Here is a 17,810-nt window from a genome sequence, read left to right on the forward strand (position 1 = left end):
AAAGGCGTGAAAAACACCTTTAAATTGCGTCAAAATACTGGCTTTTCGAAGTCAACACTGCGGCAGGCAGCTGTCAGCGTATTTGCCATAAGCATGGCAATGGTCATCGGACCGACGCCGCCGGGAACCGGCGTGATGGCACTGGCCACTTTTTCCGCATCTGCAAAATCAACATCGCCAACCAGACGTGTTTTTCCTTCACCCTTTTCAGGCGCAGGAATGCGGTTGATACCCACATCAATTACGGTTGCACCGGGCTTGACCCAATCGCCTTTTACCATTTGCGGGCGACCGACAGCGGCAACCAGAATATCGGCAGTGCGTGCAATCGCAGGCAGGTCCTTGGTGCGGCTATGCGCAACGGTCACGGTCGCATTTGCTGCAAGAAGCAGATTGAACATAGGCTTGCCGACGATGTTGGAACGACCAATCACCACGGCATTCAGGCCCGACAAATCGCGGCCATGAACACGCTCGATCATGATCATTGCGCCAGCCGGAGTGCATGGAACAAATGCCGTATCCAGCTCACCTGTGCCAAGCTTGCCTACATTGATGAAATGGAAGCCATCGACGTCCTTTTCCGGCGAAATAGTCTGGATCACACGACCTGAATCGATATGCTTTGGCAGCGGAAGCTGTACCAGAATACCGTGGATGGCCGGATCGTTGTTGAGGCTGTCGATCAGATCGAGAAGTTCGGCTTCAGTTGCATCTTCAGCCAAGTCGTGCTGAACGGATACAAAGCCACATTCCTTGGCCTTTTTGCCCTTCGAGGCAACATACACCTGGCTTGCCGGATCTTCGCCGACAATCACCACTGCAATGCCGGGCACAACCCCGGTCGCACTAACGAGCTTTTCGGTCTCACGCTTCACCGTGGAAACAACATCCTCGGCGAGCTTCTTGCCGTCGATCAATTGGGCCATATCGAATGCTCCATTTTAAACAGGCGATGCCTTGGGATACATCGCCTTTATCCAGCAGACATGCCAATAAGCGTCATGAATGGATATGACAATCTCGAAAGCTGAAGTTTCAGGATAAAGTCGCAAAATGCCTGAGTGTGAAGGCTATTTCATATAGGAGTGCGACGGTCACGAATATCGCATGATAGCGCCGATTATCGGTGAACATCGCGATAAGACTTCCCGCAATCAGCGCACCCACGCGAATAGGATACTCGATCCCGTAAAGCTGATAATGTTCCATTCCCTTAAGAAGGGTGTCGACGACGTCGGCGACATAAACCATTGCGAGAATGCCGAAGAACCATTTGCGCCGAGAAATAAAATAATCCCGATAGCCTGTATATTCCTCCATACTGTCCGGGAAGAGCAGCGTGCACAGCAGGAAATAAAGCCCCGCATAGAAGATCACGAAGAAATATTTCTCGAATGTCCAAAGATGAATGGTTCTCAGACTGAACTCGAACCACCAGAAATGGATGACCGAAAGCAGAATGAAGGCCACCCACGCCAGATGAACCGGATAGATTTTCTGCTTCCCCGGATGCTGGATAAACCGCGCAAAGCCCGTCAGAAGGCGTGATACGCAAAGACCAAGAATGATGCCGATGATGATGCGGACATGGGTGAATGCTTCCGCAGGCGGCACGCCAGTCGTTAAGGCCGGATCCATTGTTCCCCTCAATGCTATTTGCTCAGCATCTTGGAACAAAAAAAGTAAGCAATCAATAAATCACAGCAAAATTATAAATTGAGAGCGACGCTAACTTGCGTCAGCGTCGCTCAATATAACCATCAACGCCCCAAGGGTTTAGTTGATCGAATTCAGGAAGCTTTCCCAGCTTGCTGACCAATGCGTGCGGCTCTTTTCATCGGCAGAGCGAACATTACAGGTCTGCAAATCGCTTTCAGGAATGTCCTTCTTCGTTGCTTCACATACCCAGACGTCGCTTTTTTCCGGTGTGTAGGAGGCTACGAAGCTGACGATCTTATTGTCTTTGATGCCGACTAGGATATCAAAGTCAGCCTCATCGTTGTTGAATGCCCAGGAGCAATACTCATCGAAATCCGGGCGGTTTTCGTCCGGTACGCCGCAAGCCTTGTCGTGGTCTGGAGCCAGCTTGTCCATAAAGGCTTTTCCCGCAGGTGACGAAACCACAAGATCGGCATCAGACAGTTTGCTGATTTCTTCAACACCCCATTTGGGACCGGTAGGTTTTTCAGCAGCCGCTGCACCTGCAGCCATGATACCGGCAACCATGACACCTGCCGCAATCGCAGCGACACGCACGATATGGAAAGCTCTTCCAAGCATTTGCTTCACCTTTTAAAGCGATGTTTTACAATAGAATTATCAGTCAATGTTCAATCTCAGAAACGAGAGTTATCTATAAAACCACTTTTATTCAACAACGAATTTCTCCCAAGTTTGGACTGATAAAGCCGTATCACCCTTCGGACTTTTTACCATCCAGCCTTGCGATTTGTGTCTACGGAAGGCTATACCGGACACAATAAACGACAGTGCTTCAACACTCGATTCATGAAGGCGGAACATTCTCATGCAAGATACAGTTATTCTCGTTGGTTGCGGCAATATGGGTTTCGCCATGCTGAAAGGCTGGCTCGACAGCGGCATTTTGCAATCCGAGAATGTGCATGTCGTCGAACCATCAGAGGCACTTCAGAGCCGCGCGGCTGGCGCTGGAGTTAATGCCTGCTCGAGTGCGGACTCCCTGTCCGATGATCTCAACCCGCGCATGATCCTCATCGCGGTCAAACCACAGGTCATGGGCGACGTTTTGCCTGCTTATAAGCGTTTTGCACCGAACGCGACCTTTGTCAGCGTGGCAGCAGGTATTCCTGTTTCATTTTTTGAACAGCATCTTGGCAGTGACGCCCGGATCATGCGCTGCATGCCCAATACACCGGCTGCAATCGGCAAGGGCATGCTTGTGACCTACAAGAACGCCAATGTGAGTGAGGATGATGCGGCTTTTGTAAAAAGCCTTCTCAAGACATCCGGCAAGGTGACAAGCATCGATGATGAAGCGCAGATGGATGCGGTGACCGCTGTTTCCGGCTCCGGCCCTGCTTATGTGTTCCATTTCATCGAAGCATTGACCGATGCCGGCGTCACCGCTGGTCTTCCGCGTGAAACCGCGGCACTTCTTGCCATGCAAACTGTTATGGGCGCCGGTGCACTTGCAGCAGCAAGCAACGACAGCCCGACAAAACTGCGCGAACAGGTGACAAGCCCCAAGGGTACCACTGCAGCTGCACTGGACATTTTGATGGGAGAAGATCGCCTCAAGAATCTGGTTGCCGAGGCCGTTGACGCCGCGCGCAAGCGTTCGATCGAGCTTGGGAAGGTCTAAACCAGAATCCTCGGAACAGCTTCGATAAGCGCCTTTGTAACAGGCGCTTGCGGCGCTGCGATCAGCTCCTGCGTCGGGCGACATTCAACAATCCGCCCGCGCTCCATCACCGCAATGCGGTCCGCCATTTGTGCAGCAACCGCCAGATCATGCGTGATGAACAGATAGGCCGTGCCTTCGGCCTTCTGTATCTCCTGCAACAATTTCAGAATTGCACCACGCACCGTCACATCAAGTGCCGAGACAGCTTCATCCAGAACGATGAGCGATGGCGATGTGGCAAGCGCACGTGCAATTGCCACCCGCTGACGCTGACCGCCGGAAATCTCATGCACACCGCGTGTCGCCAGTTTGGGATCAAGGCCGACCTTCTGCATAAGCTCGGCAATATCGCGTTTCAGCCCGTGAATACGCAGCGGCTCCCGAAGCACTTCATGCACAGTCGCACGCGGATTGAATGCGGAAAGCGGATCCTGAAATACCATCTGTAAGCGTGCGCGACGCCTGCGAAGAACCGAACCTTGTGGTCTGAGCCAATCTTCGCCCTCGAAATGGATTGATCCTGTATCAAGCGTATGTAGTCGCAACAATGCGCACGCAAGCGTAGATTTTCCGCTGCCCGAAGGACCAACGAGCGCCAACGTTTCGCCTTGGAAGATTTCAAGGCTTACCCGTTCAAGTGCGAGCTTATCGCCGTAGCGCACGCTGAGTTCGCTTGCCTGCAGCAGAGCCTTATCCATGAGTTGACTCCAGCGGGGGAACGGCACTGATGAGCGCCTTCGTATAGTCGCTTTGTGGATTGCCAATAATCTCGCGCGCGGTGCTGCTTTCCAAAAGCTCACCACGATGAAATACGGCAATGCAATCTGCCAAATTTGAGGCCAGTGCAATGTCATGCGTGATGAAAATCAACGTCATGCCATCTGCGCGCACCAGTTCGCGCAGGAGCGTCACGATTTCCTTCTGCACGATTGTATCGAGCGCACTTGTCGGCTCATCGGCAATCAACACACGCGGATTTGCAGCGATGGCAAGAGCTATGGCGATGCGCTGCTTCTGACCACCAGAAAACTGGTGCGGATATCGCAAGAAACTGTCTTCCGGTTCGAGAATATGAACCCGTTCTAAAAGCCTGATCGCTTTGCGTTTTGCCGCTTTGCCGTCGACCTTTTCGTGAGCGCGGATTGTCTCAACCAGTTGCGCGCCAACACGCATCAGCGGATCGAAGCTCGAAGCTGGGTCTTGAAATACAAACCCGATATCGCGGCCCGGCTTCGGCTGCCCATCTCGCCAATTGATGTAGCCTGACACCGTAGCATTGACAGGCAGAAGATCGGCTATTGCCAGCGCCAGAGTGCTCTTGCCGGAGCCGCTTTCACCAATAATAGCGAGGATTTCACCAGCCTCGATATCGACAGAAACACCTCGCAAAGCCGCATCCTGACCATAACGAATGCCAAGATTGTCAAGTCGCACCAGGGGGGTCATGATTGCACCACTCGTCGTGCAGCCGTACTAGAGCGCCGTGCGCCCTCTTCGGCGCACAAAGGACGCTCTGAACTATTGAACCTATGCATCGTGCTTTCCAATAATCGATTGCGATTTTTGGGCCGATGCTGTGGTAATCCCCTCGCCTGCGAGGTAAACACCGACAACAGTAAGCGCCAGTGCCAACCCCGGCAAGATCGACAGCCACGGCGCAGAACGCAGGACTGTGCGCCCTTCAGCGATCATGCCGCCCCATGTCACGCGATTGGGATCACCCAATCCGAGAAATGACAATGCGGCTTCAATCAGAATAGCGGACGCAACAATCACCGGCACAAGCGCCAAAACTGGCGGCAATGCATTGGGCAATATCTGCCGGAAAGCAATCTCCAGCGGATGCATTCCAATAACGCGGGCAGACGCCACATAGTCGCGCTCGCGGATAGACAGCACTTGCCCCCGTGTTAGGCGTGCCGCCTGCGTCCAGCTCGACAGGGCGATTGCAGCAACCAATACTGGAAGCGACGGTCCGGCAATGCTGACCAAAGCAAGCGCCAGGAGAAAGCCCGGTACGGTCTGAAAAGCTTCCGTTATTCGCATCAGCACTTCATCGGCAAGTCCGCCAGCGAACCCCGCCAACGTTCCGACGATGCTTCCTATCAAGATGGAAGCGGCGGCGGCAGTAAGACCCACGATCAGCGATGTGCGACTTGCATGAAAGAGCTCGGCCAGCACATCGCGACCCAGCCGATCTGTTCCAAGCGGAAAAGACGCATTGTCGAAAGGCGCAAGCAAAGGTGATGCAACAATGCGCAGTGGATCGCCAGGAAAGAGCGTGGGCGCGATGAGAGCTGCAGAGATCAACACAAGCAGAATAATCGCACCCGCAATGCCCTCACCGGTTCCGAAATAGCGTTTGAACCCGCTCATGACCCGGCCTTTCCTGCAGCAATGCGCGGATCGAGCCAGAGATAAAGAAGATCGACGAGGAAATTGACCCCGATCACCATGATTGCGCTCGTCAGAATGACACCAAGCAACAACGGTGTGTCACGGCTTGCGACTGCTTCCTGCGCCAGTCGTCCGAGACCCGGCACGGCAAAGACGCTTTCGATCACGACGCTCCCGCCAAGCATGGAAGCTGCTTGCAGCCCCAGCATAGTCACAAGCGGAAGCAATGCATTGCGCGCCACGTGCCGCAACACAATGCGCGGGCGCGAGATACCGCGCGCTTTCAATGCACGGACAAAATCCATGCGCCAGATATCGGCCATTGAAGCACGCATGACACGGAGATAAAGCGCCAGATAGATCAGCGCCAGCGACACAACCGGCAGCACCAAATGGCGCGCTATATCGATGGCGCGAGCCCATCCTTCTTTACCGGAGGCAATGGTTTCGATCCCGCTCGACGGCAGCCAGCGCAACCGGATCGAAAAAAGGATCACCAGGACCAGCGCCAACCAGAAACCGGGAATGGCATAAAGCACAAGCGAGGCGACAGACAGAAAACGGTCGCGGAAGCTGCCGGGCTTTGCACCGGCCACAATACCCAAAGCTGACCCGACGGCAAAAGACAGCGCAGTCGCAGTACCCATAAGCAACAATGTGTTGGGCAGACGCTCAAAGATCACATCGAGAATGGGGCGATTAAAACTGACGGACCACCCAAGATTGCCTTGAAAAAGGGAGGCAAGATAAGCGCCAAGCCGGTGCCAGATTGACTGATCCAGCCCCCAGCGGGCGCGCATTTCGGCAATAGCTGCAGCATCGCCGCCAAAACTGACGGCATAGGCATCCACAGCGTCGCCGGGAGCTGTTTCCAGCAACAGAAAACAACCAATGATAACAATCAGCAGCACGATTATGCTGCCGATCAATCGTTTCCTGAAAAGAGCAAGAATCTGCGTCACGAGCCGACGATACTATCAACCTTACAGTTCGTCACTGTGCAATCCAGATATTCGCCCAGTTAGAGACTGCCCAGCGTGGATTGTTGGAGACGTTTTTCACGCGCTCGTTAGCGACCGTTATAAAGCCCCATTCGGCCACGTTGATGAGCGGGAGATCGCCTTCAACCAATTGCTGGAATTGATGATAAAGCGCAGTGCGCTTCTTTTCATCGATTTCATGCGCGGCTTTGGCAATCACCGCGTCCAGTTCTGCATTGGCGTAGCCACCCTGATTGGAGAACGGAACGCCCGCAGGAATTCCACTTTCAACCAGAATGGTGGTCGAAATAGCAGGATCACCGCGATAAACAGTTGGCGCGATTGCGAGATCAAAATCATGATCCGTATAAACCGCCTTCTGATGTGCAGCGGAATCATTGTTGACGATACGCGCATCAATTCCGATAACCGCAAGCGCTTGCCGCAGATAATCGCCAAACTGCTTGGTTTCATTGAAATAAGGTGCTGGCAGCAGTTTCAGCTCAAAGCGCATGCCATCATTACCGCGCTTGTAGCCAGCCTCGTCCAGAAGCTTGTTCGCCTTTTCCACATCGAAGGGATAAGCAGCGACATCGTCAGTATAAAACTGGCTGTCGTATTGCGGAACGGGTCCGGTCGAAGACTTGGCATAGCCAAGGAAAATGGTCTTCACCACAAAATCGCGATCAATGGCATGGGCTATTGCCTGCCGTACCTTGAAGTCTGCCAGTTCTTTGCGTCGATGATTGATCTCCACCACCAGCTGATAGGTAAGCGCCTCATAACCTTTGGAAACAACCGTCAGCCCCGGTACTTTTGAGATACGGTCGTGGTCAGCGAGAGGGACAGCAGAAAATGCTGCCAGGTCGATCTCTTCCGCTTCCAGCGCTCCAGCTGCTGCTGCACGGTCCGGCAGCACACGATAGATGATTTCATCAAGATAAGGCTCACCCTCAGCCCAATAATTCTCATTCTTCGCAAGCCGATAATATTCACCGGTCTTGTGTTCGGCATATTTGAAAGGTCCAGTGCCGATGAGTTTTTCATTGGCCGGGTTTGCAGCAATGTCAGTGCCCTCAAAAACATGTTTCGGTAGAACGGCAGTCAGCGCAGGCAGCGCATTGCGGATAAGCTGGAAGGGGGTTGGCTCACTGAAATGGAAAACAGCCGTATGCTCGTCCGGTGTTTCAACTTTTTCGAGCGTCTTGAACACAACACGTCCGAGGTTTTGTAACGGCTTCCAGACTTCCATCGCAGAAAAAGCGACGTCTGCGGATGTGAAAGGCGTATCATCATGCCACTTTACACCTTCGCGTAAATGGAAGGTGGCGGTCAGCCCATCGTCAGAACCTTTCCAGCTGGTTGCGAGGCGTGGCTCAAGACCATTCTCACCATCGAAAGAAGCTTCGGCGAGTGGCTCTATCACTTTGCTTGCAACGAAAAAGACACCGTTCGAAGCGACGATAGCCGGGTTGAGATTACGCGGTTCAGAATCCGCAGCAACAACCAGCCGCCCACCCTTTTGCGCCTTGTCTTCCGCCGCCGCCCATCGCGGTAAAAGCGGCAGAGCCACCAGCGAAGTTGAGCCAACCAGAAATGCTCTGCGCGATGCAATAAACCGAGCCATGCCACTGCCTCTGAAATTCAATTCCCGTTTTTCTTGTCTACACTGGCCTTGAATTAATTGCAGGGCAAATTCTGTCACCGTGGCAATAAATATCGAAAACTGTTCCTCTTTTTCAGAATGAACCTAATTTGGAAGCCGCAAAAAATCACTAAAGTTTGTGCGTATAAGCAGCTGAAATACCTCGCTTGCAGCTGAACTGTTTTTTCCCGTTCAGCGCATCTAAAGAAATTTTCTCCTTGCCAAACACCCACTCTTCCATAGATCATAGTTAATTATGTGTTGTCGTATTTCGTGAGGAGAATACTGATACGGCACATGCATGAAGAGCCAATATCAGCTCTTCTTGAACCGCATTTGCGGAGTCCTGTATCGAAGTTTCCGTAAATGCCTGAAGCTGAACCACCATTGGAAGAGAGGAAACAGAAATGTCTAGTTTGCTGCCCCCACTTCATGACGGTCACGCACCGATCTATTTGCATCACGCATTTCAGGACGCAGTCGATGCTTATGAGCACTGGAACCTGGAAACAGCAGAACCAGTCGTAGCAATCAACGGTAAGGTCACGCGTATAAGTGTCGTTTTCCGACGTTTGTGGAGCTGTACCGACACAGTGCCTCGTCATACGCTTGAAGCATTGAAGGACATCATTCCGTCCAATCTTATCCACACGGAGCGTTGGAAGGAAAACGCAACATTCGCGGATGCTGCCCACCTGATGCGGACGGCAATCGAATGGCGCAAAGCTCGACGGCTTCCCGTCCTTTGCTGAAAATTCGGCTACAGCATAATTCCTTAAACTTGAATCAGTTTAAGTTAAAATTATGCTGTAAATATAAAGTGTTAGAGCGACCTTTATGCGCCCAAGAGGGTGCACAGCACTCTAAAACAAACAGAGCGCCTCCCAATGGGGGCGCTCTTGCTTATTGGCTGATAGGCTAACCGTGCCAGTGTGAGCAGCGGATAACGCTACAGAAATTTCCGCGATGGAAATGCGGTTCTTTATCGGCGATGACATCAGCCTTGACGTTGCCGAAAGTCGTATCCGGCTTGTGCTTTATGCCGTCATAGAAGGCTTGAATGATATCTTCCTTGAACTTCGGCGAGCGCGGAAACGCTGTGACCACGGCCTCACGTTCGGCATCCGTGTATTGGTCATAGGTCAGTCCCAACACATCCATCTCAACGCCAGCGGTTACAAGCGCCACGACTGGGTGCATATGCTGCGGCACGCCCGGTGTCGTGTGAAGCGCGATGGCCGTCCAGACGGTATAGGCATCTTCATCTGAAATGCCGTGACTACGCAGGAAATCACGCGCAGCATGAGCGCCATCAACCTCAAAACGCTCATGGTCACTGCTGTGGCTCGGCATGAGGCCGATATCGTGGAACATCGCCCCGGCATAGAGCAATTCACGGTCGAACTTCAGTCCGCGCTGGAGGCCAGCCAGTGCACCAAAATGATAGACACGGCTGGAATGATTAAACAGAAGGTCTGTTTCAGTGTCACGGATGTAATCTGTGATCGCCCTCGCCAGCGTACTATCCGGGATCGCTGCGCCTTTACCGATAGAGGACATTGGTTTCTCCTGTTGTCTTGAGGGTTGTTACTGGTCAGGAGGATAGAATTGGTCTATTTTGTCCGCAATCGTCGTTACACTTTAAATTCGGACAAATAGAGATAAATGCGGACGCCAGCGCCAGCTAAGACAAAAAAGCATCGTTATGATTGCACTGCCTGGTGTCCAATTGCTCGATGTATCCGGTCCGCTCGACGTCTTTGCGGAAGCCAATACGCAGGCAGGACGAGAGGTTTATAAACTTGCGGTCGCAGCAAGTACGCCCGGCCCACTGCGCAGTTCATCAGGGGTAAAACTATTACCGGATTGGGTAATCGATGACGCGCCAAACGAACCCATAGATACACTTCTTGTCGCCGGCTGCCCCAATATGACTGAGCGTCCGGTAAACAAGTCCATTTTAGACTGGTTGCGCCTCAACGCACCGAAAACTCGGCGCTATGGTTCAGTTTGCAGCGGCGCTTTCTTTCTGGCAGCGGCCGACCTTCTCGACGGACGGCGCGTCACCACGCACTGGGCCGTTGCACAAACGCTTGCAAGCCAGTATCCGCAAGTCCATGTCGATGAAGATTCCATACAGATAAGTGACGGCCCCGTACGCACGGCGGCAGGCGTGACAGCAGGCCTTGATCTGGCACTGGCGCTCGTCGAAGAGGATCTTGGTCGAGAGATTGCCATGCGTGTTGCAGGCCAGTTGGTGATGTTTTTCAAGCGCCCTGGCGGTCAGATGCAATTCAGCCGGAAAGGCGAAGCGGTTCCGGCGGGTCGCGGCGCGTTGCAAGAGCTTCAGCGCTGGGTCGCCGCCAATCCGGCGCTTGATCATAGTGTCGCCAGCCTTGCAGGGCGAATGGACCTAAGCCCCCGCCATTTCTCGCGACTGTTTCGCAGCGAAGTTGGTGTTACACCCACAACATGGGTTGAAGAGGCTCGCGTGAACACAGCAAGAAGGCTTCTGGAACTGGGACATGAAGCCCCAAAACGGGTTGCGGCCCATTGCGGATTTTCAGACGCGGACACATTTCGCCGCGCCTTTGTCCGCCATGTCGGCGTCACGCCCGCTGAATATCGCAAGCGCTTCGCCACACAAATCGGCGGCGCATAGAGCCTGAGTTAGACTGCCGGATCGAGTTTGCGGAAACGCACACGCGCAGAACGTTCAATTGCCGCAACCGTCAATTCGTCAAGATCCCAGCGATCACGCAGCATCTGAAGAAACTCCAGTTCTTCCTGCTCCACATGAAGATCGGCGGCGGCCACCTCAACGGCTAATGCATAAGCCGTCTCATAAAGCCTTTCAGGCAGTACCTCATGCGCAAGATCGAGAATTTTTTCCAAGCCGTCTTCATCGGCCAAAAGCGCGTAGCAATCACTTGCAAGTTTCGGCAGGTGTTTGGAGTCAAACCCCTGGAATACTGGCAAGCGCGAAACCGTATTGCCGATGGAAGCAAGCTCTGCGTCAGTCATCGCCGTATCGGCTGCGGATGTCGTCACCATGATGTAGACGAGAGCGTCCTGCGGTGAAATCTTGTTCATCAAATGCTCCTGCACCAGGCGATCGGAATCAAAACTTAAGGTCAATCGACGGGAAACGTAGGAAGCCTATCACACTTGCGCAAGGAAATTCGGTAGCAATAAGGTTAGCAAAGATTGACGCGCGCGCCGGGGCGCGCCATAGAGCATAAGCGTGTACACATACACCGTTTTCAACGAATAAAGCCCTTCACAGGATATCAGGATAAAACCATGACTTCGCATCGCCTTCCCGACATTACGCTGACCCCGGAACTGACCGCGGCGGCCGCGGAAGCGAAAGCATGGCCTTTTGAAGAGGCTAAAAAAATCCTGAAGCGTTATGCAAAGACCGGCATGCCGGAAACGGTGATCTTTGAGACCGGTTACGGCCCATCGGGTCTGCCGCATATTGGCACCTTTGGCGAAGTGGCCCGCACTTCGATGGTGCGTCATGCATTTCGCATTTTGACGGAAGACAAGGTCAAGACGCGCCTTATCTGCTTCTCCGACGATCTCGACGGCATGCGTAAGATCCCGGACAATGTGCCAGACAAGTCCGCACTTGAGCCTTATCTGCAATTACCGCTTTCCGCTGTGCCAAACCCATTTGGTGGTGAATACAATAGCTTTGCAGAACATAACAATGCCATGCTCTGCCGCTTCCTCGATACCTTCGGTTTCGATTACGAGTTTGCAAGTGCTACCGAATATTACAAGTCAGGCAAGTTCGATGCGGTACTGCTGAAGGCCGTCGAACGTTACGACGACATCATGAAAGTCATGCTGCCAACGCTTGGTGAAGAGCGACAGGCGACTTACAGCCCATTCCTGCCGATTTCGCCAAAGTCTGGTCGCGTGCTTTACGTGCCGATGAAAAGCGTGGACGCCAAGGCCGGCACCGTTACTTTTGACGATGAAGATGGCGTTGAAACCACCCTGTCTGTCACTGGCGGCAATGTGAAACTGCAATGGAAGCCAGACTTCGGCATGCGCTGGGCAGCTCTTGGTGTGGACTTCGAAATGTTCGGCAAGGATCACCAGACCAATGCGGGCATTTACGACCGCATTTGCGAAATTCTGGGCGGTCGTGCGCCAGAACATTTCGTCTATGAGCTGTTCCTCGACCAAATTGGCCAGAAGATTTCCAAGTCGAAGGGCAACGGTATTGCCATCGACGAATGGCTGGCCTATGCGCCGACCGAAAGCCTTGCGCTCTACAATTTCCAGAAGCCTAAGACCGCGAAGAAGCTCTATTTCGACGTGATCCCGAAGGCCGTGGACGAGTATTTCACCTATCTCGCTGCTTATGAGCGTCAGGAGTGGAAAGACCGTCTGAACAATCCGGTCTGGCATATTCATTATGGCAACCCGCCGAAGGTGAACCTGCCGATTACATTCGCGCTGATGCTCAACTTGGTGAGCGCATCGAATGCCGAAAATCCGGCTGTTCTCTGGGGCTTCATCTCGCGTCATGTACCGGGTGTTACACCTGAAAACAATCCGGAACTCGACGCGCTCGTTGGCTATGCGATCCGTTACTTCAACGATTTCGTCAAGCCGACCAAGCAGTTCCGCGCACCGGACGATGTGGAACGAGCAGCACTTGCAGCGCTGGATGAGAAACTCTCAACTCTTCCCGCTGGCACCGATGGCAATGACATTCAGAATGCTATTCTGGACGTGGCTCGCGCAATCGAACGATATCAGGATCACACCAAGAAGAGCCCTGAAGGTGGTCCCGGCGTATCGGTTTCCTTCTTCCAGATGCTCTATGAAGTGCTGATCGGCCAGGAACGCGGCCCTCGCTTTGGTTCTTTCGTCGCTCTTTATGGCATCGACGAAACCCGCGCTCTGATCCAGAAGGCACTTGCCGGGACGCTGTCATAAGCAATTGATATTTTTATGAGAAGCCTCACCCGGAATCCCACCGGGTGAGGTTTTTTATGCCCGGTTTTATAGCCGGAGCGCCGATGTCCTATCCCCAATACCACCCCTTCGACAGCGGCCTTCTTGCCGTATCGCACAGCAATGAGATTTACTGGGAAGCATCTGGCAATTCCGATGGAAAACCGGCGCTTTACTTGCACGGCGGTCCGGGAAGCGGCTTGCGATCTGGCAACTATCGGCAGCGCTTCGCCCCAGAAAAATACCGCGTTATCGGTATTGATCAGAGAGGTTGCGGGCGCAGCCGCCCTCTGGCGATAGACGATCTCGATCAGCTTCATCTCAATAATACGAAAACCCTGATTGAAGATATCGAAGCAGTTCGTAAACATCTGGGTATTGATCGGTGGCTGGTTGCAGGCTCATCGTGGGGCGCAACACTCGCACTCGCCTATGCGCAGGCACATCCAGAACATGTCTCAGAAATGGTGCTCGTTGCGGTAACAACCACCTGCCGAGAGGAAGTGAACTGGATCACTGAAGGTATTGGTTCATTGTTTCCGGAGGCATGGGGGCGCTTTGACATGTCCTCCCTCAAACATGACGGCGAACGTGTTGTGGAAGCCTATGCCAGACGCCTGGCAAGCGGTAGTCTGAGGGATCGTCTACAGGCTGCACGAGATTGGAACCAATGGGAATCGACACATATTTCGCTCGACCCCAACTGGACACCAATCGATAGCCGTTTCGACGAGATGGTTGGGCTCGCTTTCGCAACGCTTGTCACCCACTACTGGGCCAATGACGGCTTTATGCGCGATGGCCGCGAAATCCTCAACAGCATGGAGAGGATTTCGCATATTCCAGCAGTTCTGATCTGTGGGCGCAGAGATTTTAGCGGACCCGCGATAACTGGCTGGCGACTGCATAAAGCATGGCCTGCCAGTCAATTGCGCATCATAGAAACCGAAGGGCATGGAGGTCCTTTCTCCACGAATGAAATGCAAGCCGCACTTACCGCATTTGCCGGTAGCGAAGCCCTTCAGATTGACTCACACCTCAATAGTAGGTAGTACGTCCTACCTACTATTGAGGCAAAGCTATGGATACCGGGAAACCTCCGCCAGCAGAAAGTGCGCGCGACAAGCTGCTCAAAGCCGCTGCCGTTCTGTTTTACAATAATGGAATTGGTGGCACGGGCATTGATGCCATTGTTGAAAAAGCGGGCGTCGCCAAGAAGAGCCTCTATAACAACTTCGCTTCAAAGGCTGATCTGGTAAATCAATATCTCGAAGCACGTCATGCCGAGTGGTTGGACCTCTATCAGGTGCGGCTGCAACATGCGCCCACGCCTGCAGATAGGGTTCTTGCGGTCTTTGATGCTTATCAAGATCACGCTGAGCATGAATATGAGCGTGGTTTTCGCGGTTGCGGCTTGTTGAATGCGGCCGCTGAACTCTCTGCCGATGATATTGGGCGACAGGCTGTAAAGCATCACAAGCGCGAAGTCGAAGCGGTGCTTGCTACCCATCTGACAGAACTTTGGCCACATGACCCTGCTCGTGCCACGGCACTCGCCAGGCACATGGCTTTTCTACTGGAGGGAGCGATGTCGCGAGCGGGGCTTGAAGGCAATAGCGAGTATGTTCAGGTCGCGCGCGCAATGGCGTATGACTTGATGGAGCTTCTGTGAGCAATTCATCCCGTGAATCTACAATCGGTGTTGCGGCCGTTCTCGTTTCAGCCATTGTCTGGGGAACTACTGGCACAGCCGCGACTTTTGCACCCGAAGTCAGTGCTGTTGCTATCGGCGCTGCCGCAATGGGGATCGGCGGATTGTTGCAAGCCTCGCTTGCCGGGCGTGGAATACTGCGCACCCTGCCGCATCTCTCAAAACACTGGCGCAATCTGGTTCTGGGTGGGCTGGCGGTCGCTATCTATCCACTTGCATTTTACGCCTCCATGCGGATGGCAGGTGTTACCATCGGAACGGTTGTGACCATCGGTTCCGCGCCGCTGCTCTCGGCTCTCATCGAATATCTGTTTGATGGTGCGCGCTTATCAAAGCAATGGCTGTGGGGTGCACTTATCGGCCTGATTGGAATGATCCTGCTATGCATCGCGGAAGGCTCCATGCATAACGGCACCCAGACAGGCAGCTCGGTTCTGATCGGTATCTGCCTCGGCCTTCTTGGAGGCCTGACCTACGCTCTTTATTCCTGGACCGCACGCGGCCTTATGTTACGCGGAATACAATCCTCCGTCGCAATGGGGGCAACATTTGGAATTGGCGGACTGTTGCTGATGCCGGTTTTGCTTATGACCGGTGCACCCTTTGTAGCTTCATGGAATAATGCAGCCGTCGGTCTCTACATGGCCATAGTGCCGATGTTCATCGGTTATCTTTGCTTTGGTATGGGCCTTGCGCGAATTTCAGCAAGCATGGCAACGACGATCACCCTGATAGAACCCGTAGTCGCCGCACTGCTGGCCGTTGTCATTGTAGGAGAACGCCTCGCCCCGATGGGTTGGCTGGGCGTGGCACTAATTATCTCCTGTCTCGTGGTCATAACGCTGCCGCGCGACGGCTTATCACGCCAGAATCAGGAACGAACGGCTGAATAAAGCCGCTCGTTAACCTGCGGAGCACACTTAGAGCATTTCCTGTTTAAGATGAAACGTCGGAGATGCTCTATCTATTTGTTTTTACGCACATCTTGTTCCGAAAACCGGTTCCCACTTTTGGGAGATATGCTTTAATTTGCGGGTGCTGGCACCATAGGTGTCGGGGCCGGCGGAAACTCCCCTTGTTGGGGCGATGGTGAAGATGGCTGCGGTTCAATTTCCGAAGCCAGAGGCGAAGGATTTTGCAGCGGACCTCCGATATCGGAACCAAGGTTGGGCAGTGATGTATCTGGCTTATCACCATACACGCCAAGCTTTGCCTCTTCTGCCTTCAGTCCGGCCTCTACATAGGCGCCACCGGGCGTAGCTTTCGCCCAACCGTTCGCCGCAAGCCAGAGTGCTGCATCATCATTGCCGACACTGCATTGTGTTGCAACAGCCGCTCCGCTGTCGTTTTGTGGCAGACGGCACATAATTGCGCGCGAACGCAGCCATTGGCGGAAGGCAGTTCGTGCCTGCATCCCACAAGGCCAGGTTTCACCCGATGTTGATTGACAGGTCTGCTCAAGCGGCACAGTCTCGATGCCTTGCAGGTCAACGATACGACCCTGACTTTCGAGTTTTCCTGCAGCCAAAGCAACCGGTCGCTGCAGCAACTGCATCGGCTCGCCCTCATCGACCGGCGCGCTCGGTGCCGGAGGTTCTGGGGGCTTCGGCGTTGATGCAAGCCCAAGATCGCTCAAAGGCGGACGGGCAGGTTCACGCTCATGCGGATTCTGGTCTGTCTGGCTATTCGTGTTCTGACCTTCACCGTCCGGTGTTGTCTCTGGCGTGTGCGTAACATCCTCCGATGGCGATTGATCTGTTCCAGCACCTGTCCCCGGCTCATTGTAATCGAACTGCTCAACCACAATTCCATTGCCGGCTGCAGTTTCAGGCTGATTCTTGCCCTCTCCGCTTTCGACAACCGTTACCGGACGATCAAGCGCGCCATAGAACGGCGCGACAAAAGCCGCCACAAGAATCGCCCCGGTTAGCCCAGCAAAACCACCGAAAACAATACGGGCATGGCTCTTACTCTGCGGTTTAGCCATTACTGGCTCGCCCACAAAATACGGGCAATCCACTCGACATCTTTTGTCTCAAAGGAACGATTTGGAAATTCAGGATTAAAGGAATGCAATTCAATTGTGCGCGGTGTCTGGCGATGCAGGATTTTAGCCATAACCTCTCCGTCTTTGGTACGAACGACCACACGATCACCTCGGCGAACCGGTGCATTGGGTGCCACGACCAACGTATCGCCGTCGCGATAGAGTGGCAACATGGAGTCACCTGAAACTTCCAGCGCATAGACATTATCAGTTGGCGCCGCAGGAAACTGCACAACATCCCACCCCTGTCCGGCAGGGAACCCGGCATCATCGAAAAAGCCCCCCGTCCCTGCTTCTGCCATACCAAGCAACGGAATAGCACTCGGCTCCTGCAAATAATCGCCATAGTTGGGGGTTCCGATTTCACCGCGGATCAACCGGGTAAACTCGTCAAACGTTGCGCCGGTTGCTTCCATGACCTTGGCAAGCGATTCAGTCGATGGCCAGCGCGCGCGTCCATCAGAGGCATAACGCTTCGACTTGTTGAAGGTCGTTGGATCCAGCCCAGCGCGACGTGCGAGGCCGGACGCACTTAACGAACTGCGTTCTGCCAATGCATCTATCGCAGCCCAGACGCTATCATGAGAAAACATTGCTATGACCCGCCAAAGAGGATTTTAAACCTAAACACCTATCATATATTGTACCCAACCTACCCGAAATCC

At 53.5% G+C, this 17,810-nt stretch carries 19 protein-coding genes; 7 read left to right on the forward strand and 12 right to left on the reverse strand.

Annotated features, from left to right (window positions below; genetic code table 11):
- Positions 1–29 precede the first annotated feature (29 nt).
- From folD to CES85_RS02990, 3 genes are all read right to left on the reverse strand, one after another.
- Positions 30–929 (reverse strand): bifunctional methylenetetrahydrofolate dehydrogenase/methenyltetrahydrofolate cyclohydrolase FolD, encoded by a 900-nt coding sequence (gene folD, locus CES85_RS02980; RefSeq protein WP_095444570.1) that lies wholly within the window; start codon positions 927–929, stop codon positions 30–32.
- A gap of 109 nt (positions 930–1,038) precedes the next feature.
- Positions 1,039–1,641 carry a hypothetical protein gene (locus CES85_RS02985; protein WP_095444571.1) on the reverse strand — a complete coding sequence of 201 codons (603 nt, stop codon included), beginning with the start codon at positions 1,639–1,641 and terminating at the stop codon, positions 1,039–1,041.
- A 138-nt stretch (positions 1,642–1,779) separates the two neighbouring features.
- Positions 1,780–2,283: a hypothetical protein gene (locus CES85_RS02990; protein WP_095444572.1), complete on the reverse strand. Its 504-nt coding sequence runs from the start codon at positions 2,281–2,283 to the stop codon at positions 1,780–1,782.
- 247 nt (positions 2,284–2,530) lie between these two features.
- Here CES85_RS02990 and proC point away from each other — a divergent pair, with 247 nt between their 5' ends.
- A complete protein-coding gene (gene proC, locus CES85_RS02995; protein ID WP_095444573.1) occupies positions 2,531–3,346 on the forward strand; it encodes a pyrroline-5-carboxylate reductase in 816 nt (271 codons plus the stop codon).
- Here proC and CES85_RS03000 read toward each other — a convergent pair.
- The 5 genes from CES85_RS03000 to CES85_RS03020 all read right to left on the reverse strand — a co-directional run bounded on the left by CES85_RS03000 (position 3,343) and on the right by CES85_RS03020 (position 8,392).
- The gene (locus CES85_RS03000; protein WP_095444574.1) at positions 3,343–4,086 is read right to left on the reverse strand and encodes an ABC transporter ATP-binding protein; all 744 of its coding nucleotides are present in this window, start codon (positions 4,084–4,086) and stop codon (positions 3,343–3,345) included. The two genes, proC and CES85_RS03000, sit on opposite strands and share 4 nt — an antisense overlap.
- The gene (locus tag CES85_RS03005) at positions 4,079–4,834 is read right to left on the reverse strand and encodes an ABC transporter ATP-binding protein (RefSeq protein ID WP_095444575.1); all 756 of its coding nucleotides are present in this window, start codon (positions 4,832–4,834) and stop codon (positions 4,079–4,081) included. Before CES85_RS03005 ends, CES85_RS03000 begins: the two co-directional genes overlap by 8 nt.
- A gap of 81 nt (positions 4,835–4,915) precedes the next feature.
- Complete coding sequence (locus tag CES85_RS03010; RefSeq protein WP_095444576.1) at positions 4,916–5,764, reverse strand: ABC transporter permease; 849 nt, start codon at positions 5,762–5,764, stop codon at positions 4,916–4,918.
- A complete protein-coding gene (locus CES85_RS03015) occupies positions 5,761–6,747 on the reverse strand; it encodes an ABC transporter permease (RefSeq protein ID WP_095444577.1) in 987 nt (328 codons plus the stop codon). Before CES85_RS03015 ends, CES85_RS03010 begins: the two co-directional genes overlap by 4 nt.
- Before the next feature lie 31 nt (positions 6,748–6,778).
- Positions 6,779–8,392: an ABC transporter substrate-binding protein gene (locus CES85_RS03020; protein ID WP_095444578.1), complete on the reverse strand. Its 1,614-nt coding sequence runs from the start codon at positions 8,390–8,392 to the stop codon at positions 6,779–6,781.
- A 425-nt stretch (positions 8,393–8,817) separates the two neighbouring features.
- On the opposite strand from CES85_RS03020, the gene CES85_RS03025 reads away from it, so the two are divergent.
- The gene (locus CES85_RS03025) at positions 8,818–9,162 is read left to right on the forward strand and encodes a BRA0787 family protein (protein ID WP_095444579.1); all 345 of its coding nucleotides are present in this window, start codon (positions 8,818–8,820) and stop codon (positions 9,160–9,162) included.
- A gap of 166 nt (positions 9,163–9,328) precedes the next feature.
- Here CES85_RS03025 and CES85_RS03030 read toward each other — a convergent pair whose 3' ends face one another.
- Positions 9,329–9,970 (reverse strand): HD domain-containing protein, encoded by a 642-nt coding sequence (locus tag CES85_RS03030; RefSeq protein ID WP_095444580.1) that lies wholly within the window; start codon positions 9,968–9,970, stop codon positions 9,329–9,331.
- 145 nt (positions 9,971–10,115) lie between these two features.
- Here CES85_RS03030 and CES85_RS03035 point away from each other — a divergent pair, with 145 nt between their 5' ends.
- A complete protein-coding gene (locus CES85_RS03035) occupies positions 10,116–11,072 on the forward strand; it encodes a GlxA family transcriptional regulator (RefSeq protein WP_095444581.1) in 957 nt (318 codons plus the stop codon).
- Positions 11,073–11,080: 8 nt separating this feature from the next.
- Here the strand turns inward: CES85_RS03035 and CES85_RS03040 are convergent, their stop codons facing one another.
- The gene (locus CES85_RS03040) at positions 11,081–11,503 is read right to left on the reverse strand and encodes a tellurite resistance TerB family protein (protein ID WP_095444582.1); all 423 of its coding nucleotides are present in this window, start codon (positions 11,501–11,503) and stop codon (positions 11,081–11,083) included.
- 210 nt (positions 11,504–11,713) lie between these two features.
- Between CES85_RS03040 and CES85_RS03045 the strand changes: the two genes are divergently transcribed.
- From CES85_RS03045 to CES85_RS03060, 4 genes are all read left to right on the forward strand, one after another.
- Positions 11,714–13,369: a lysine--tRNA ligase gene (locus CES85_RS03045; protein WP_095444583.1), complete on the forward strand. Its 1,656-nt coding sequence runs from the start codon at positions 11,714–11,716 to the stop codon at positions 13,367–13,369.
- An 83-nt stretch (positions 13,370–13,452) separates the two neighbouring features.
- Positions 13,453–14,439, forward strand: a complete 987-nt coding sequence (pip, locus tag CES85_RS03050; protein ID WP_095444584.1) for a prolyl aminopeptidase — start codon at positions 13,453–13,455, stop codon at positions 14,437–14,439.
- Between the two features lie 29 nt (positions 14,440–14,468).
- The gene (locus CES85_RS03055) at positions 14,469–15,059 is read left to right on the forward strand and encodes a TetR/AcrR family transcriptional regulator (RefSeq protein ID WP_095444585.1); all 591 of its coding nucleotides are present in this window, start codon (positions 14,469–14,471) and stop codon (positions 15,057–15,059) included.
- Positions 15,056–15,991 (forward strand): DMT family transporter, encoded by a 936-nt coding sequence (locus CES85_RS03060; RefSeq protein WP_095444586.1) that lies wholly within the window; start codon positions 15,056–15,058, stop codon positions 15,989–15,991. The genes CES85_RS03055 and CES85_RS03060 overlap by 4 nt, the downstream gene beginning before the upstream one ends.
- A 131-nt stretch (positions 15,992–16,122) precedes the next feature.
- Here the strand turns inward: CES85_RS03060 and CES85_RS03065 are convergent, their stop codons facing one another.
- Together CES85_RS03065 and CES85_RS03070 are read right to left on the reverse strand one after the other, a co-directional pair.
- Complete coding sequence (locus tag CES85_RS03065) at positions 16,123–17,085, reverse strand: thermonuclease family protein (RefSeq protein ID WP_095444587.1); 963 nt, start codon at positions 17,083–17,085, stop codon at positions 16,123–16,125.
- Entirely contained in the window at positions 17,085–17,738 is a 654-nt protein-coding gene (locus CES85_RS03070) for a S24 family peptidase (protein WP_095444588.1), read from the reverse strand. Before CES85_RS03070 ends, CES85_RS03065 begins: the two co-directional genes overlap by 1 nt.
- Positions 17,739–17,810: the final 72 nt, after the last annotated feature.

The organism is Ochrobactrum quorumnocens (genome assembly GCF_002278035.1).
Taxonomy (GTDB): Bacteria; Pseudomonadota; Alphaproteobacteria; order Rhizobiales; family Rhizobiaceae; genus Brucella; species Brucella quorumnocens.

What these genes read in the sequence shown, in the direction of transcription:
- folD (WP_095444570.1), bottom strand. Translation starts at nt 929, where the DNA reads ATGGCCCAATTGATCGACGGCAAGAAGCTCGCCGAGGATGTTGTTTCC.
- CES85_RS02985 (WP_095444571.1), bottom strand. Translation starts at nt 1,641, where the DNA reads ATGGATCCGGCCTTAACGACTGGCGTGCCGCCTGCGGAAGCATTCACC.
- CES85_RS02990 (WP_095444572.1), bottom strand. Translation starts at nt 2,283, where the DNA reads ATGCTTGGAAGAGCTTTCCATATCGTGCGTGTCGCTGCGATTGCGGCA.
- proC (WP_095444573.1), top strand. Translation starts at nt 2,531, where the DNA reads ATGCAAGATACAGTTATTCTCGTTGGTTGCGGCAATATGGGTTTCGCC.
- CES85_RS03000 (WP_095444574.1), bottom strand. Translation starts at nt 4,086, where the DNA reads ATGGATAAGGCTCTGCTGCAGGCAAGCGAACTCAGCGTGCGCTACGGC.
- CES85_RS03005 (WP_095444575.1), bottom strand. Translation starts at nt 4,834, where the DNA reads ATGACCCCCCTGGTGCGACTTGACAATCTTGGCATTCGTTATGGTCAG.
- CES85_RS03010 (WP_095444576.1), bottom strand. Translation starts at nt 5,764, where the DNA reads ATGAGCGGGTTCAAACGCTATTTCGGAACCGGTGAGGGCATTGCGGGT.
- CES85_RS03020 (WP_095444578.1), bottom strand. Translation starts at nt 8,392, where the DNA reads ATGGCTCGGTTTATTGCATCGCGCAGAGCATTTCTGGTTGGCTCAACT.
- CES85_RS03025 (WP_095444579.1), top strand. Translation starts at nt 8,818, where the DNA reads ATGTCTAGTTTGCTGCCCCCACTTCATGACGGTCACGCACCGATCTAT.
- CES85_RS03030 (WP_095444580.1), bottom strand. Translation starts at nt 9,970, where the DNA reads ATGTCCTCTATCGGTAAAGGCGCAGCGATCCCGGATAGTACGCTGGCG.
- CES85_RS03035 (WP_095444581.1), top strand. Translation starts at nt 10,116, where the DNA reads ATGATTGCACTGCCTGGTGTCCAATTGCTCGATGTATCCGGTCCGCTC.
- CES85_RS03040 (WP_095444582.1), bottom strand. Translation starts at nt 11,503, where the DNA reads ATGAACAAGATTTCACCGCAGGACGCTCTCGTCTACATCATGGTGACG.
- CES85_RS03045 (WP_095444583.1), top strand. Translation starts at nt 11,714, where the DNA reads ATGACTTCGCATCGCCTTCCCGACATTACGCTGACCCCGGAACTGACC.
- pip (WP_095444584.1), top strand. Translation starts at nt 13,453, where the DNA reads ATGTCCTATCCCCAATACCACCCCTTCGACAGCGGCCTTCTTGCCGTA.
- CES85_RS03055 (WP_095444585.1), top strand. Translation starts at nt 14,469, where the DNA reads ATGGATACCGGGAAACCTCCGCCAGCAGAAAGTGCGCGCGACAAGCTG.
- CES85_RS03065 (WP_095444587.1), bottom strand. Translation starts at nt 17,085, where the DNA reads ATGGCTAAACCGCAGAGTAAGAGCCATGCCCGTATTGTTTTCGGTGGT.
- CES85_RS03070 (WP_095444588.1), bottom strand. Translation starts at nt 17,738, where the DNA reads ATGTTTTCTCATGATAGCGTCTGGGCTGCGATAGATGCATTGGCAGAA.